This window comes from Metabacillus dongyingensis (assembly GCF_019933155.2).
Lineage (GTDB): Bacteria > Bacillota > Bacilli > Bacillales > Bacillaceae > Bacillus_P > Bacillus_P dongyingensis.
In genome coordinates this window covers 527544-543696 of record NZ_CP082944.1, presented here as the reverse complement: position 1 = coordinate 543696, position 16153 = coordinate 527544, and the positions used below count along the sequence as shown (strand labels likewise).

Sequence of the window (16153 nt, the reverse complement as noted above, 5' to 3'; positions counted from 1 at the left end):
TTTCCTTACTCGGCAATAAGGGGATAATAACAAGAAAAGTGCAATAATAAGGAGGCTGTCCCCATTATGAATCTATCTGGCAAAGTAGCGATTGTTACTGGCGCAAGCTCCGGCATCGGTGAAGCTGCCGCAATGAAACTTGCAGAACAGGGAGCAAAAATAGCTCTTTTAGATATAAAAGAGGAAAATGCCAAAAAAGTGAAATCTGCGATTGAAGCTAAAAACGGAGAGGCCATCATTGTTGAGTGTGATGTATCCGATGCGAAACGAATGGAGAGCAGCTACAAAAAAGTCATCAGCACGTGGGGGCAAATCGATATCGTGTTTGCAAACGCGGGGATTAACGGCAGATGGACCCCGATTGAGGACCTTGCTCCAGAGGACTGGGATCAAACAATCAACACGAATTTAAGAAGTACATTTCTGAGTGTCAAATATGCGATTCCGTATATGAAAGAAAAAGGCGGCAGCATTATCATTACCAGCTCTATTAATGGCAACCGCTTATACAGAGGATTTGGCCGGTCAGCCTACAGCACGTCAAAAATAGGCCAGGTCGGATTTGGAAAAATGGCTGCCCTGGAGCTTGCAGGATATAAAATCCGAGTCAATATGATCTGTCCTGGAGCCATTGAAACAAACATCGACAGCAATACCTTTACAGAAGAAGAAAACATAAAAAAGGTAGAAATCCCAGTCGAGTTTCCAGAGGGCGAGCAGCCTTTAGAAAAGAAAGCAGGCTCGCCTGAACAAGTGGCAGATCTAGTTTATTTTCTTGCATCCGATTTATCCAGTCATATTACGGGCACTGAAGTCTATATTGATGGAGCAGAATCATTGCTTTAACCTGCAGCACCTTCTAAACTGAAGGTGTTTTTTTCGGATAAAAAAGCCTGATTTGGACCAAAATAAACTTCTAATCTGTACTAAAGGAGGAATAACCTTGACTAACCGCAACGATAATCGTGAATCGAAGAACAAATATCCCAACAACAAGAAGCAGGATACTGAATTCTCAAAAGAAATCAACATCCGAAGTGAAGAAACGAAAAAGGATCTGAAGAAATAAGAAAAGCGGAACCGACTGGCCAAACCCGACAGACAGATAAGATTTCCCAGAAAAGTCCGGGTCTGACTTTCCTGAGGGAATTTGTTCTGGCCGAGGGGCCAGGAGGTGGAGCAAGACACCAATGCGCAAAATTTCATCCTTTCTCTTAAGCAGCAAACAGCCCGGAAAGAAAATCCTTCCGGGCTGCTTGCTTACACTTATTGCTGCTTCGCATTTTCTATTTCTTCAACCATAAGCGAGAGTTCTTCCCAGCGCTCCATTGTTGCTTCAAGCTCCGCATCAATAGCATTCTGCTGCTCCATCAGCTGCTGGATTTTGCCGTAATCACTGCCGCTTGAAGCGATTTGGCCTTCAAGCTCTTCTCTTTTTTCTTCCAGTTCCGCAATCTTATCTTCAATAACATCCCATTCTTGCTGCTCTTTATAGGAGAGTTTTTTTCTCTGCTTCGGAGCTGCCGCCGTTTCCTGAACTTTAGGGGCTGGTGCTGCACTTTCAGCTTCTTTCATTCTTTTTCTTGCATCCATGTAATCTGTGTAGCTTCCCTGGAATCGGCTGACCTTGCCGCTGCCTTCAAAAACAAGGAGATGATCCACTACACGGTCAAGGAAATAGCGATCATGGGAAACAGTGACGACAACGCCAGGGAATTGATCAAGATAATCCTCGAGGACGCTTAGTGTTTGAGTGTCTAAGTCGTTTGTAGGCTCATCAAGGAAGAGAACGTTTGGCTCCTGCATTAATACCTTAAGCAAATACAATCTGCGGCGCTCTCCGCCTGATAGCTTGCGGATGTATGTCCACTGCATCGATCTTGGAAACATGAAGCGCTCAAGCATTTGCTCTGCTGTAATCGTTTGATGATCTACTGTCTGCACAACTTCCGCGACTTCTTTTATATATTCAACGACACGCAGATCTTCATCCATTGCCTCATGATCCTGAGTATAATAGCCGATTTTAACGGTTTCGCCAATTTCAACTTTGCCGCTGTCAGGCTGAATGCGCCCTGCTATCATGTTCAATAGTGTCGATTTTCCGCTTCCGTTAGGTCCGATGATTCCAAGTCTCTCTCCCGGAACCACAAGATAATCTACATTTGTCATTAAAATACGGTCCTGAAATGCTTTTGAAACACCTTGAAGCTCAATTACTTTTTTTCCAAGTCTTGTTGACCCGATGGCAAAATCAACGCTCTGTTTTGCTGCCGGTCCTTCCTGATCCTGAAGGTCTTCCACACGTCCAATGCGTGCTTTTTGTTTTGTTGTCCGGGCTTTAGCCCCGCGTCTCAGCCAGGCAAGCTCTCTGCGCAGCAGGTTTTGGCGCTTGCTTTCAGACTGTTCGGCATTGAATTCACGCTCTGCTTTTTTCTCCAGAAACACTTCATAGTTTCCCTCATAAACATACAGCTTGCCATTTTCTAATTCAAAAATTTGGTTTGTTACCCGATTAAGGAAATAACGATCATGGGTCACGAGAAGAATAGAGCCTTTGTATTGTGCTAAAAAAGTCTCCAGCCATTCGATCGTTTCATTATCCAGATGGTTTGTAGGCTCATCAAGAATCAGCAGATCTGCCGGCTGAATCAAAGCTTTTGCAATCGCAACACGTTTCTTTTGACCGCCGGATAAAAGCCTTACCGGCCTTGCAAAGTCGGAAATGCCCAGTCGGGTCAAGACGGTTTTGGCAACAGTACTTGCTTCCCAGGCGTCATTTTCATCCATTTTTTGCTGCATTGAAAGAAGCTTGGACTGTTTTTGTTCATTAGACGGATCTGCTTCCAGTTCAGAAAGAGCAAGCTCATAATCGCGCATCGCCCGCATGATCAAGGAATCCCCGTAATAGATCTGTTCAAGGACAGTCAATTCTTCCTCAAGCTCAGGCTGCTGCGGAAGGTATTCAATATGAAACGAATTTGCATGAATCATTTTTCCTTCTTCAACAGTCTCAAGTCCTGAAAGATATTTCAAAAGGGTTGATTTCCCTGTTCCGTTTGTCCCGATTAATCCAATTCTCTGCCTTTCAGCAATTGAAAATGAAATATGATCAAACAAAGTCTTTTCGCCATATGTTTTATATAAATTCTCTACAGAAAGAATGCTCATTTATTTATCCGCCCTTAGTATAATGTTTCATTATATTGTACAGCAGTTAGATGCACAAAAACTAGCATAAGATATTTTCCATTCCTATGTGACTGACAAGCTTGGATAAATCACAATAAACTTCTCATCCTTTTTCTACAGGAATCCGCAAATAACCTAATTTATTTCCAAGGAAATGTCGAACTCAGCCTTTCCCATAAAAAAAGAGAGACACATGATCCCTCTTTCTTACTTATTTTGTTCAACATTCAGCTCGATTAAATTGCCGTCTGGATCACAGCAGTATATTTGATCAAAACCGCTCACTCCATTTATGTCTTCCCGATATTCAATTTGATGTGAAATAAGCCAATCAACCGCAGATTGATAATCGGCAATCCTCAGGGCAAGATGTCCTTCTTTGGAATTCAGGGTATAATTCTTTCTCAGTGTTTGCGAATCTTCATCGACAATTAGATGAATTTGCTGTGAGTCGCCGATTTCATACCACACGCCATCAGAATCAAAAGGCGGTCTTTCGATTTCTTTTAGGCATAATACATTTTCATAAAAATGCTTTGCCATCTCAAGATTTGTCACAGACAGGCTGACATGCTGAATGGATTCATTGATTATCATCGTACACACTCCATTGCTTTTATAATGTATTTCCTGCAGCAGGAATCGGATGCTTGGCCAGAAGCCTCGCCAAGTGAACTAAATTTAAGCTCATTGTTCTTGTATTCTTAATCGTAAACGCATTTTCTTTTCCCGCTTCCATGTAGGAAGGCCCCGGCCCTGCTTCTCCAACCCAATACACATCCACATTAGGCGGGATAAGAAATCCTATGTGCTGCAGTCCGTATAAAATGGAGCGGGCTGCTTCCTTCGCGCCATCTTCATTGCCCGTTACTGCAACTCCCCCAACCTTATTATAATAAATAGACTGGCCTTTTTCATTCGTTTCACTGCTTGATGCGTAAAGTCTTTCCATAACAAGAGAAGCAATGCTGCTCTTTTCTCCTAGCCACAGCGGAGTTCCGACCACAACGATATCAGCTTGAGCTATTTTTTTCATAATCAGCGGCCAATCATCGCCTCTGCCCATATCTTCTGACATGCCAAATGCAATATTGTAGTCCGCAATCCGCAATTCTTCTGTTTGAACATCTTCATTCTGCATATGTTTTTGGGATTGTCTCATTAATGATTCTGTGTTGGAGGGTTCGTTTCCTTTTTTTAAAGAGCAATTCAAATAGAGAGCTTTCAGCATGATTTAGTCTCCTTTTTGGTTTCATTTATACTAATCTATTTGCCTTTTTCTTATTCCATCAAACATAAAAAGCCTCCCGATACAGATTGGGAGGCTACCGATATTTACTTAGTTCCAGATGGATTCAGCCCATTCGGGATGATCTATAAATGGATTGCGGTTAGATTGATAGTCTTTAAAGATGATGTCATTTCTTCTTCTTTCTCGTGCATCTACTGGATCTTCCCTGTGCCATTCAAGTAAAACAGACATTTTTCCATGCAGCGGGGCTGATCCATTGTTAACATTGTTGTTCAGTTCAAGATCCAGCTCGCCGCTGTCACCTTCATAACGGACCGCCATGTAAAATAACATTCTGGCCACATCACCTTTCACAGCGTCTCTCGGCTCCCATGAATCAGAGTCATAGTAGTTGCCTAAAGCTTCAGAGTGCTGTGTTCCTCCGTTATCAAAATCAAGATTGCCTCTTGAACTGTTTACTGAAACATCAGTTGGTCTTAAATGATGGATATCAGTACCGGCACCGGCACTTGTTCCAAAGTCGCCATGTGATTTGGCCCAAACGTGCTCTCTATTCCAATCATTCACATTTCCGCCGTTTGAAAGTTTGCTTTGTGAACGTCCTGTATAAAGCAGAATGACGTTGTTCGGATTGTTTGGGTCTTCATCTGTGTTTCTGAGTGCTTCCCAGACATTGTCATAAGAAAGCTCTCTATGATCGTCTATGATATTATGAAGTTCCGTCTTTAAAGCTTCGCCTGTCTTCCCTATAGCAGATTGATAATATGTGTCATCATAAGGGGGTGGATCACTAGGGTCAGTCGGGTCAGTCGGGTCAGTCGGGTCAGTGGTTCCAGATTGTTTTTCCATAGCTGTCGCACCCGTTATCCCACTGTGAGAAAAATAGGCTGCAAGTTTACCCGTCACTTTCATTTCCGTGCCTTTTAGAGAAGGGTTCGTTTTCAAACCAAATTGTGTTCGGAACGAGGATGAAATTTGGACATAAATCATTTTAGAAGTACTTGTTTCTGACGGTGAATCTGCGAGAGCAAGTGCATAATCATTTGGATAATTGGATGTCACTACCGTGTTAGCGGCGGTCGGCTGTCCCACAACGTATCCTTTAACCGTTTTAACAGAACCAGATTGATTGGCATTTGCCTGAGCTACTGAATACGGTGCTGTCCAAGAGCCGTCTCCAGTTGAAGCTTGTGATGGCGAAGCATGAAACACAGGAATAAATAAACTAATCATAAGTGCCAGTTTTACGATCACTGCAGCATGTTTGTTTTTAAGCAAAATGGTATTCCTCCTCATTTTTCTGATTATCACGAAAATAGAATACTATGGGAACATTAACTATTTATGACGTTTTTGTAAATTTGCGTCATAATCCTGCTTTTTTACAAAAGATGAGAGAATGAGACTAGTGCTCCCTAAACCTAAAAGCACAAAAAAATACACCTCTGTCTGAAGTGCATCTTTTCTTCCTATTAATGATTTTGATCTTTCATATGACCAGCCTTGCGTTTGTTTTTTCGTTTTACTCCAATTACGACAAAAACAAGTACGACAAACATCAGGATTACTCCGATATTTAAGAATCCGCCTATAAATAGAAAGAAGTCCTTTAAAAATTCACTCATTTATTATCACCTCTTTTCCCTTTTTACCCCTATACGCAGATTAAAAACCCTTGTACAGCGAGTTTGAATGAATAGAAAAGAGGTCTCAGTTTAAAATGACAAAGTTCTTCCATTCATACGGCAGAAGCGATTGGTACTTATCGGTTAAGAAACGGTCATCGACCAGCACAATGGTTCCGGTATCTTTTTCAGAACGAATCAGTCTTCCGCCTGCCTGAAGAACTTTGTTCATCCCAGGGAAAACATAGGCATAATCAAACCCGTTTTTTCCCGTCTGCTGAAAATAGGTTTTCATAATGTTTCTTTCAAAGCCTATCTGAGGCAGACCCACTCCAACAACAATGACCCCATTTAACCGGTTGCCTATAAGGTCAACACCTTCTGAAAAGATCCCGCCCATGACGGCAAATCCAATCAATGTCGTGCTGCTGTTTTCTTGAAAGGCAGCTAAAAAAGCCTCTCTCTCTGCTTCCGTCATCTGAGGCTGCTGAATCATCATTTCAAAAGGCGGATTCACCTCTGTCAAAGATTCATATACCTCCTTCATATAAACGTAAGAAGGAAAAAAGATAAGGTAGTTTCCGCCCCGTTCTTCAAGCAGCTGCATGACCACTTCAGAAATCGGCTTCTTGCTTTTTTCCCTGTCGTGATATCTGGTAGAAAGCGGCTTGATATAGACATCTAAGTTTTCCCTGGCAAATGGGGAAGGAATTTTCACTTGATAATCGTCAGAAACTCCTCCAAGCATGTCCATGTAAAATTGGATAGGAGAGAGTGTGGCTGAAAAGTGAATACTTGAGCGAAACGGTTTTTTCACCTGCTGCAGAAGATAGGATGGATCAAGGCACAGCAGTTTAATCACAGCCTCACTTCGATCTGCTGCCACTGTCGTCACATACCTCTCATCATAGAGCTTGGACATTTTTACAAACGTCTGAGCCTGAAAGTAACAATCTAACAGAAGCTGTGACTGACTTCCCATTAAAAGCTCTTTTTCTGCGTCTGAAATAAATGGTTCCAGCTGCTCAATTAGCTCATTAGGGATATTCTCCATCAGCATTTCATGATTTTCACATTGTTTTCTAAGAGCAATGAAAATATCATTTATTTTTTTTGCATGTTCGAAAATGGACCTGCTGTCCGTTTTAAATTCCTTTTTCAGCTGAAGAAATTCCGATTTTTTCAAGTCTGCGGAAAACATCGCCCTTCCCCTGTCGACCAGATTATGCGCTTCGTCAATCAGCAGGACCGATTTTTTCTTTTGTTCATCGAAAAATCGTTTTAAGGATACGCGCGGATCAAACACATAATTGTAATCACAAATCATTCCGTCTGAAGCAGATGCGAGGTCTAAGGAATATTCAAAGGGGCAAATGGTATGCTTTAACGCATACTTCTTAATGACGTCTGTTGTTAAACGGGTTTCATTTGAGAGGATATCAAGCACCGCACCATTAATCCTGTCATAGTATCCATTTGCAAATTCGCAGTAATCCTTTTGACAGCGGGTCTCATCTTTTAAGCAAACCTTGTCCTTTGCTGTAATCGTAACGGTATTTAAGCACAGTCCCTTTGTTTCCATGTAAGAAAAGGTATCTTCTGCTGCTTTTCTTGTAATCGTTTTAGCCGTTAAGTAAAATAGTCTTTCTACTTTACCCTCTCCCATAGCTTTCAAAGCTGGAAAGACTGCAGAAACCGTTTTGCCGATTCCGGTTGAGGCTTGAGCAAACAAGTCCTCCTTGTCACTGATCGCTTTGTAGACTGTTCCAGCAAGCTTCCTTTGACCCTCTCTGTATGTTTCGAAAGGAAAAGATAACTTTTCAATGCTTTCATCACGCTTCTTTTGATGCCCTGCTCTTAATTCAGCATATGGAGAATAAGCTTTTACCAATTCCTCCATGAAAGAATCGAGATCTGCTGATGAAACTATTTTTCTGAACCTTACTTGTTCGCCTGACTTTACGCTGACATAGGTCAGCTGCACACCGATGTGATCTAATGCTCTTTCTTTTGAAACAATATAAGCGTAGCATTTCGCCTGGGCCCAGTGAACTGGATGAGAATCCTCTTTTAATAAAGAAAGGTCACCCGCAGTTGATTTTATTTCATCAATATATGGCATATCTTCAGTTAACAGAAGCCCGTCACATCTCCCCTCAATTAAAAACGAGAGGTGGTTATGCTCGATGACAGTCTTTAAAAATACTTCTTTTTGATCCGCTTCTTCATATGTCTTCTGAATCGTCTGATGTGCTTTTGTCCCTTCTGTCATCGTTGCAGCTGTCCTGAATCTTGAATCAATGCTTCCCGATCTAAAAACATATTCTACTAGTGTTCTGACTGAAATATGCACTTCTTTCATTCGACATCACCTGTTATTATTTTATCAGATATTTAGTGGTTTTAGCCTCAGGATAAAAAGAAATCGCCCACCTGGAAGATGGGCGATTTCTCATCATTAACAGCAGCGCGAAACCTTTCCGCCTTTTGCGTTGTAGCGTGCTTCCTGTGCCTCGCAGAAAAATTCCTTTCTGCTTTGGACCGGCTGATCCGGGTGATGCATCATCATATGGTCCACATATTTTTCATAGCTTGGAACACCTGCCATCAAGCTGATAAACTGCTTTCTGAACTTAAGAATGGTAGACAGCTTCTTATACATGGTGGCTTATGCCTCCTTCAGACCTGGCAATATACGGCGCCTCGTGCAATGTGGTCTTCTTGTTGGTCAATACCTTTATCCATATGCGGATGGCCGAAATCAAGACGGCGATTACTACAAGCATAAAGATGGCGCAAAGACCTGCATCAACATAATCATTTACCAATACCTGCTTCATCTGAGCGGCATTTGCAGCAGGGGCAAGTACCTCTCCTTTATCAAGCGCACCCTTAAACAGATTTGCATGTGATAAGAATCCTATTTTCGGATTTTCATGGAAAAGCTTTTGCCATCCGGCTGTCATCGTTACGATTAAAATCCAAGTCGTCGGAACAAGTGTAATCCAAACGTATGCTTTTTTGCCCATTTTGAAAAGAATCGTCGTTCCAAGCAGCAATGCAATTCCTGCCAGCATCTGATTGGCAATGCCGAACAGCGGCCAGAGTGTGTTGATTCCGCCTAACGGATCGATAACACCCTGATAGAGGAAATACCCCCAGCCAAAAACACAAAGTGCGGTAGCAAGAATATTGGCCGGAAGATATTCCGTTCTGGCCAAAGGTTTATAGACATGACCCAATAAATCCTGAATCATAAAGCGCCCAACCCGGGTTCCTGCATCAATTGTTGTCAGAATAAATAGGGCTTCAAATAAAATGGCAAAATGATACCAGAAGGCCATAAGCGCTTTACCGCCGATGACTTCAGAAAAGATATAAGCCATTCCGATTGCAAGAGTTGGAGCTCCTCCAGTTCTTGAGAGAACCGTTTCTTCTCCAACATCGTCTGCAAGCGCTGTCAAATCATCCGGTGTGATCGTATAGCCCCAGCTTGAAACGGTTGCTGCCGCTTGTACAGCTTCCGTCCCAATCAATGCTGGCGGACTATTAATAGCGAAATAGATACCCGGCGTAAGAACACAGGCAGCAATCATCGCCATAACAGCGACAAAAGATTCTGTAAGCATCGCGCCATATCCGATTGGACGGGCATGCGATTCTCTTTCGATCATTTTCGGCGTTGTGCCCGAAGATACTAGAGCATGGAAACCGGAAACAGCACCGCATGCAATCGTGATAAATAAAAACGGAAACATATTCCCTGCAAATACAGGACCTGTACCATCTATAAATGGTGTAACAGACGGCATCTGCAGATCCGGAGCTACAACGATGATTCCAAGTGCGAGACCGACAATCGTTCCGACTTTCAGGAATGTACTTAGATAATCCCTCGGTGCAAGCAGGAGCCAAACCGGCAAAACAGAAGCTATGAAACCGTATATAATCATTAAAATAGCAATTGTTTCGCCTTTATATGTAAATAGCTTTGCAAGTTCCGGAGTTTCCGCAACGTACTGTCCAAGGAAGATCGATAATAGAAGAAGCACGACACCTATTATTGAACCTTCCCCCACTCTTCCCGGGCGAATATACCTCATGTAAATGCCCATGAACACAGCAATTGGAATAGTTGCTGCGATTGTAAACATTCCCCACGGACTTCCTACAAGCGCTTTCACAACAACGAGAGCCAAAACTGCTAATAAAATAATCATAATACCTAAAATACCGACCATGGCTATGATTCCCGTTATCGGACCAATTTCTTCTTTAATCATTTCCCCTAATGATTTTCCTTTTCGGCGCATTGAACCGAACAAAATAATGAAATCCTGTACGGCTCCTGCAAGGATAACGCCGACGATAATCCAGATCGTACCCGGCAAATAACCCATTTGTGCAGCAAGTATTGGCCCTACAAGCGGTCCTGCTCCCGCGATTGCTGCAAAGTGATGACCAAACAATACCCATTTGTTGGTCGGCACATAATCCTTGCCGTCATTGTGTGTCTCTGCAGGTGTTTCCCGCTTGTCATCAAGCTCAAATACCTTGTTCGAAATAAAACGGCTGTAAAAACGGTATGCAACCGCATACGAACAAACAGCAGCTGTCAGCAGCCAAATTGCATTAATGCTCTCCCCCTGATTGAGAGCGATGACTGCAAATCCTGCTGCTCCCAGTGCAGAGACTAACCCCCAAATAATAATAGACCTCAAAGCCTTCATCTGCATCACCCCTTCTGTAACATACAAACCTATTATACTTTTGTTATCTGAATTTTTAAATAATTATTTTTACTAATTTAGTAGGTTAATACTAGAATTTTAGATTGGAAGATGTGACCTAAGTGCTCTTTTTGTTTTGGGTGCCTGGAATAGCGTTTTTCCTGAATAGAGTATAAAAAACCACAGTAACTACTGTGGTGCGCCTCTTTTCTTATTTTTCACCGGCAGGATCATGGTCACTTCTGTACCTGCACCAAGCTCGCTTTTATAAGCTACTCTTCCTTTCATGGTTTCAATAATGCGAAGAGAAACGGTTGTTCCAAGACCGGTGCCTTTATCCTTGGTAGAATAAAAGACAGTGCCAATCTGGGAAAGCTGCTCGGTTGTCATCCCCTTGCCTGTATCAGATATGACTGTATGGGCATGGCTGTTTTTCAAAAAAAGCTGTATTCGGACCCTTCCGCCTCCGGGAGTTGCTTCAATTGCATTTTTAATGAAATTTAAAAGTGCCTGCTTCAGCTGGCTTCGGTCTGTTTCAACATAAAGGCCCGGCTGCAGCTGGCAGGATAACTTAACTCCTTGCTTGACCGCAAGTGCATTTAATAAATAGACAACATCCTGAATAACTTCTGAGAGCTGAAATTCTTCAATTTTTTTAAGCTTAGGCTTAGCAAAATTAAGGTAATCATTCAGAATGGACTCTGCTCTGCCAAGCTCACTCAAAATTAAACGCATATATTGTTCTTCGGTCTTCTTTTCTTTTTCCATAAGCTGCAAAAAACCTTTTACAACGGTTAATGGATTTCGAACTTCATGTGCGATGGATGCAGCAAGCTCTCCAATTGTGTTCAGTTTTTCTGTACGGATAATCTCCTGCTTCATCATCTTCCTGTCAATGCCTGCTTCAATCAGTTTAGCAGCCATCCCAATAGCGATAACTTGTAAAGTTCCGAAGATAAACACATAAAATAACAGCTCCCTGCTGCTGCTGAAGGTGTAATCAGATGTGATTAAAAAAGAAAGCAGAATGAAAAGCTGGACAACAGCTGGCCAGAATCCAATAATGATAGAAAGCTGAATTCTTTTTTTAGGCTTGTACTTTCTAAAACGCTTTGAAAATAGGAACGGTCCAATCAATGCAAGGAAGGCGCTTATATATCCAAAAACGATCGCTTCCCCGCCTATGTATGTTCTGGCAAGCAGGATGAAAAAGAAAACAATCAGGCCTGAAGCAGGACCTCCATACAACAATGCCAGCACCATTGGGACATACCTTAAATCCCAATAAAGACCGTAATCATAAAACGAAAAAATCATGCACAAAAAGGCAGCGATTCCGTAAATAACTCCGGAGAAATAAGGAGATGCCGTAATGCGCTTGTTTTCAAAAATAACCGTATAAAGTAAGACAGGAACCAAAACGATTAAAACATGTAATGTTAATTTCTCTGCAAGCATCGTAATTTCCTCAATTATATTTGTGTATTGAGTTGATATTCGACAAAAATCGCATAACTCCTCTTTGTTTTTTTAATGAAGATTATATTTAAACAAACGTTTATTTAATGTTTTAACCCTCAGTAAAACAGGTATCTGTACATACATGGAGGTGATTGGCGTGACTGATAAAAAAACGAAACAAAAACAAGATAACCCCGAGCAGATACCAGGCCGTGACGGAAAAACACTTATTGAACAGGAAAATGAAATGACCGTTGACGCTATCCCAACCGAAGAGGTGAAAATCGGACTTCAGGATGAAAAAAAGAAACATAAAACAAAAGATGAATCTTCAAGTGATTAATCTTTCAGCGGAAATAGCGATTTTTTCAGCCGTTTTTCCAATTCTTTCGGGCCGCCTTTTTGTTCAGTCCGAATCAGGTCACTGGTCTTATACAAAAATCCTCCCGCTTCAAAGCGGAAGGATTTTTTATGCCTCATTTCATTCCAGTATTCGCCTTCACGAGAATCTCATCAAATTTCTTCGCATCTTCTTTTTTGCTTGAAACGATGGTTCCGATGTAAGCACCAAGGAATCCAAGCGGGATTGAAACGATACCCGGATTAGAAAGGCTGAACAAAGGATCTCCAACAAAAATGGCTGCTCCTGCTTCTGGTGACCATACATTCGGGCTTATAGCTACAAGAATCAAAGAACTGAACAAACCAGTCAGCATACCTGTAACAGCGCCGGCTGTATTAAACCGTTTCCAGAAAATCGTCAGCAGGAGAATTGGCAAATTGGCGCTTGCCGCAACAGCAAAGGCCAGTGCGACTAAAAATGCAACGTTCATGTTCTGCGCAAACAATGCGAGAAGAATGGAAAGAACCGCCACACCGATAGAGGCCCACCTGGCTGCGACAACCTGCTCTTTCTCAGTTGCTTCTCCTCGGCGAAGAATATGGCTGTAAAAGTCATGTGCAAATGCAGAAGCAGCTGATAGCACGAGTCCCGCTACAACAGCCAGTATTGTTGCGAATGCTACTGCCGAAACAAATGCGAATAAGAAATCCCCGCCGATCGCTTTTGCAAGCAATGGCGCTGCCATGTTCCCAGCTGAGTTGGCAGCTATAATATTATCATAGCCAACAAAGGCTGCAGCTCCTAAACCTAAAAAGACAGTCATCACATAAAATGCACCGATAATCCAGGTTGCATATACAACGGATTTACGTGCTGTAATGGCATCCTTCACTGTAAAGAAACGAATCAGAATATGAGGAAGTCCGGCCGTTCCAAGAACAAGCGCCAGATTCAGCGAAATCGTATCAAGCGGATTTTTAAACTTATTCCCAGGATTCAAAAAGCTTTCGCCAAGCGGTGTCGCCGTCTGCATCTCAGAGAACATTTTCATGATGCTGAAATCAAATTTAGCAAACACAATAACTGAGATTATAAATGTGCCTATCATAAGAAGAACAGCTTTTACAATCTGCACCCAGCTCGTTGCAGTCATTCCTCCGAATACCACATAGATTGTCATCAGAGTGCCAACAATCAGAACAGAATACACATATTCAATGCCAAGGAGAAGATGAATAAGCCCTCCCGCTCCCACTAACTGAGCAATCATATAAAAGATTGAAATAGAAATCGTATTCAGAGCCGCTACACCGCGCACTTTACTGTTATTAAACCTTGCTGCTATCATGTCAGCCATTGTATACTTACCCAAATTCCGAAGGGGCTCAGCCACTATGTATAACACCACAAGATAAGCAACTAAAAATCCTATGCTGTAAAAGAATCCATCAAATCCCGAAAGCGCTATCATTCCGGCAATACCTAAAAAGGATGCAGCGGACATATAATCGCCAGCGATAGCCAGTCCGTTTTGAAAGCCGGTTAAACTGCTGTCTGCGGTGTAAAAATCACTGGTTGTCTTTGTGCGTTTTGAGGCAAAATAGGTAATAAATAATGTCATAATAACGATTGCCAAAAAGAGAGAGAATGCCAGCATGTTCATTGAAAGTTTCCTCCTTTACCTTCTTGCTTCAGCTTTGATTTCTTCTACCATCTGATCAAACTTCTTTGCACGGCTGGAATAAAGCATACACAGCGTCCAAGTCATAATAAATTGGGCAAAGGCAAATACCCATGCCCAGCTGATCGCGCCGACTGCATACTCATTCAGTACGGTGGAATAAGCCGTTAACACCGGCAGTGTAAAATAAAATGCTAAGAAAAATAATGACATTGGCAAGATGAAATTTCGTTTTGCCTGAAGCAGTTTTTGAAAGGATTGCGACTGAACAATTTTGGTGTAATCTACTGAGGACTGTGCGGACTTCAATTGTTGTTCTTCATTACTCACTATTGGTTCCCCCTTAGTTAAAAGTTTATAAAAAACCCAAACCTCCTTTAATTCCAAATTTTCACACTCTCATTATATATTTATCTGAAAAGTATGTAAATTTAGTTATCTTATTTTTTAAAAATAACCTTCTTTAGACTCATCCAAAGATAGATATAATTCAGAAGGTAGACTAAAATAAGAAAGATTACTTCATTCTATTATCGGTGAAAGCTGTTAAGGAGGATACGATGGAGAAAAAGAATACACTTCCAACCCGAAAACTGCTTGGAATTGCAGGACTTGGCTGGCTTTTTGATGCCATGGATGTTGGAATGCTCTCATTTATTATAGCGGCGCTTCAATCTGAATGGGGTTTAAGCGTTAAACAAATGGCCTGGATCGGCAGCATGAATTCTATCGGTATGGCCGTTGGCGCCCTCGTGTTTGGATTACTGTCTGACCGGATCGGACGGAAACATGTTTTCATAATTACTTTGCTTCTCTTTTCAGTCGGAAGCGGACTGTCTGCTTTCACAACTACATTGACCGCCTTCCTCATATTAAGGTTTTTTGTTGGAATGGGGCTTGGAGGAGAGCTTCCTGTTGCATCGACTCTCGTGTCTGAAAGTGTAGCGCCTGAAAAACGGGGAAGAATTGTTGTCCTGCTCGAAAGCTTCTGGGCTGCAGGCTGGCTTATTGCCGCCCTTATCTCTTATTTCATCATTCCAAGCTACGGATGGCAAGCGGCACTGCTTCTAAGTGCATTGCCTGCATTTTATGCGCTGTACTTACGGATCAAACTTCCGGACTCTCCACAGTTTTTGGCGATTAAGAAAGAACAGAAGCCTTCCATTTTGGAGAATATTAAAACGGTCTGGTCAAAGGATTACATCCGTCAGACCACTATGCTTTGGATTCTTTGGTTCTGTGTCGTCTTTTCTTACTACGGCATGTTTTTATGGCTGCCAAGTGTCATGGTTATGAAAGGCTTCAGTTTAATCAAGAGCTTTCAATATGTTCTTATCATGACTCTTGCTCAGCTTCCAGGCTATTTCACAGCAGCCTGGTTTATAGAGAAATTCGGCAGGAAGTTTGTGTTAACGACCTATTTAGTCGGAACTGCGTTAAGCGCCTATTTCTTTGGAACGGCTGAATCTCTCACTCTGCTTCTTGCATCAGGAATATTCCTGTCATTCTTCAATCTCGGAGCCTGGGGAGCGTTATATGCTTATACTCCTGAGCAATATCCGACAGCTGTTCGCGGAACAGGCGCCGGAATGGCTGCATCATTCGGTCGTATTGGAGGAATTTTAGGGCCATTGCTTGTTGGGTATCTTGTTGCTCAAGATACCCCGATGACCATGATCTTTTCAATCTTTTGTGTATCCATTCTGATCGGTGTACTGGCTGTTATCGTTCTTGGAAAAGAAACAAAAGCCAAACAGCTGTTTTAACAGAACAAAAGCGCAAGCGCCTTGGTCAGATTCGACAGGCAGATAAGAATCCGACAGAAAAGTCCGGGTTTGACTTTTTTGCCGGATTCGTTCTGACCGAGGA

Annotated in this window: 15 protein-coding genes and 1 pseudogene; 4 read left to right on the top strand and 12 right to left on the bottom strand. The window is 42.1% G+C overall.

Translation table 11 applies throughout. The annotated features are described in order from the left end of the window. Window positions 1–66 precede the first annotated feature (66 nt). Together K8L98_RS02850 and K8L98_RS26510 are read left to right on the top strand one after the other, a co-directional pair. Window positions 67–846, top strand: a complete 780-nt coding sequence (locus K8L98_RS02850) for an SDR family oxidoreductase (protein ID WP_223439517.1) — start codon at window positions 67–69, stop codon at window positions 844–846. Between the two features lie 97 nt (window positions 847–943). Then, window positions 944–1069: a hypothetical protein gene (locus K8L98_RS26510; protein WP_275976734.1), complete on the top strand. Its 126-nt coding sequence runs from the start codon at window positions 944–946 to the stop codon at window positions 1067–1069. Between the two features lie 197 nt (window positions 1070–1266). Here the strand turns inward: K8L98_RS26510 and K8L98_RS02845 are convergent, their stop codons facing one another. The 10 genes and pseudogenes from K8L98_RS02845 to K8L98_RS02805 form a co-directional block, all read right to left on the bottom strand. Then, on the bottom strand, window positions 1267–3171 hold the full coding sequence (locus K8L98_RS02845) for an ABC-F family ATP-binding cassette domain-containing protein (protein ID WP_223439515.1): 1905 nt from the start codon (window positions 3169–3171) through the stop codon (window positions 1267–1269). A gap of 228 nt (window positions 3172–3399) precedes the next feature. Further along, the gene (locus tag K8L98_RS02840) at window positions 3400–3789 is read right to left on the bottom strand and encodes a VOC family protein (RefSeq protein WP_223439513.1); all 390 of its coding nucleotides are present in this window, start codon (window positions 3787–3789) and stop codon (window positions 3400–3402) included. Window positions 3790–3808: 19 nt separating this feature from the next. Further along, entirely contained in the window at window positions 3809–4423 is a 615-nt protein-coding gene (locus K8L98_RS02835; protein ID WP_275976733.1) for a flavodoxin family protein, read from the bottom strand. 108 nt (window positions 4424–4531) lie between these two features. Next, window positions 4532–5356: an endonuclease I family protein gene (locus K8L98_RS02830; protein WP_476703495.1), complete on the bottom strand. Its 825-nt coding sequence runs from the start codon at window positions 5354–5356 to the stop codon at window positions 4532–4534. Further along, window positions 5348–5677: pseudogene (locus K8L98_RS26985) on the bottom strand (DUF6359 domain-containing protein); the annotation flags it as partial. The pseudogene K8L98_RS26985 and the gene K8L98_RS02830, both read right to left, overlap by 9 nt. Before the next feature lie 239 nt (window positions 5678–5916). Continuing rightward, window positions 5917–6069 (bottom strand): hypothetical protein, encoded by a 153-nt coding sequence (locus K8L98_RS02825; RefSeq protein WP_083328397.1) that lies wholly within the window; start codon window positions 6067–6069, stop codon window positions 5917–5919. Window positions 6070–6154: 85 nt separating this feature from the next. Further along, window positions 6155–8431 carry an ATP-dependent DNA helicase gene (locus tag K8L98_RS02820; RefSeq protein ID WP_223439511.1) on the bottom strand — a complete coding sequence of 759 codons (2277 nt, stop codon included), beginning with the start codon at window positions 8429–8431 and terminating at the stop codon, window positions 6155–6157. Between the two features lie 96 nt (window positions 8432–8527). Then, window positions 8528–8731: a YbdD/YjiX family protein gene (locus K8L98_RS02815; RefSeq protein WP_223439509.1), complete on the bottom strand. Its 204-nt coding sequence runs from the start codon at window positions 8729–8731 to the stop codon at window positions 8528–8530. After that, window positions 8724–10799: a carbon starvation CstA family protein gene (locus K8L98_RS02810; RefSeq protein WP_223439507.1), complete on the bottom strand. Its 2076-nt coding sequence runs from the start codon at window positions 10797–10799 to the stop codon at window positions 8724–8726. Before K8L98_RS02810 ends, K8L98_RS02815 begins: the two co-directional genes overlap by 8 nt. 189 nt (window positions 10800–10988) lie before the next feature. Beyond that, entirely contained in the window at window positions 10989–12257 is a 1269-nt protein-coding gene (locus K8L98_RS02805; protein WP_223439505.1) for an ATP-binding protein, read from the bottom strand. Window positions 12258–12417: 160 nt separating this feature from the next. On the opposite strand from K8L98_RS02805, the gene K8L98_RS02800 reads away from it, so the two are divergent. Next, on the top strand, window positions 12418–12603 hold the full coding sequence (locus K8L98_RS02800) for a hypothetical protein (protein ID WP_223439503.1): 186 nt from the start codon (window positions 12418–12420) through the stop codon (window positions 12601–12603). 133 nt (window positions 12604–12736) lie between these two features. On the opposite strand, the gene K8L98_RS02795 is transcribed toward K8L98_RS02800, so the two are convergent. Both K8L98_RS02795 and K8L98_RS02790 read right to left on the bottom strand, forming a co-directional pair. After that, window positions 12737–14266, bottom strand: coding sequence for a solute symporter family protein (locus K8L98_RS02795; RefSeq protein ID WP_223439501.1), 1530 nt, complete (start codon window positions 14264–14266; stop codon window positions 12737–12739). A 15-nt stretch (window positions 14267–14281) separates the two neighbouring features. Then, on the bottom strand, window positions 14282–14614 hold the full coding sequence (locus K8L98_RS02790; RefSeq protein WP_223439498.1) for a DUF485 domain-containing protein: 333 nt from the start codon (window positions 14612–14614) through the stop codon (window positions 14282–14284). 230 nt (window positions 14615–14844) lie between these two features. On the opposite strand from K8L98_RS02790, the gene K8L98_RS02785 reads away from it, so the two are divergent. Next, window positions 14845–16050 carry an MFS transporter gene (locus K8L98_RS02785; RefSeq protein ID WP_223439496.1) on the top strand — a complete coding sequence of 402 codons (1206 nt, stop codon included), beginning with the start codon at window positions 14845–14847 and terminating at the stop codon, window positions 16048–16050. The last annotated feature ends 103 nt before the right edge of the window (window positions 16051–16153 follow it).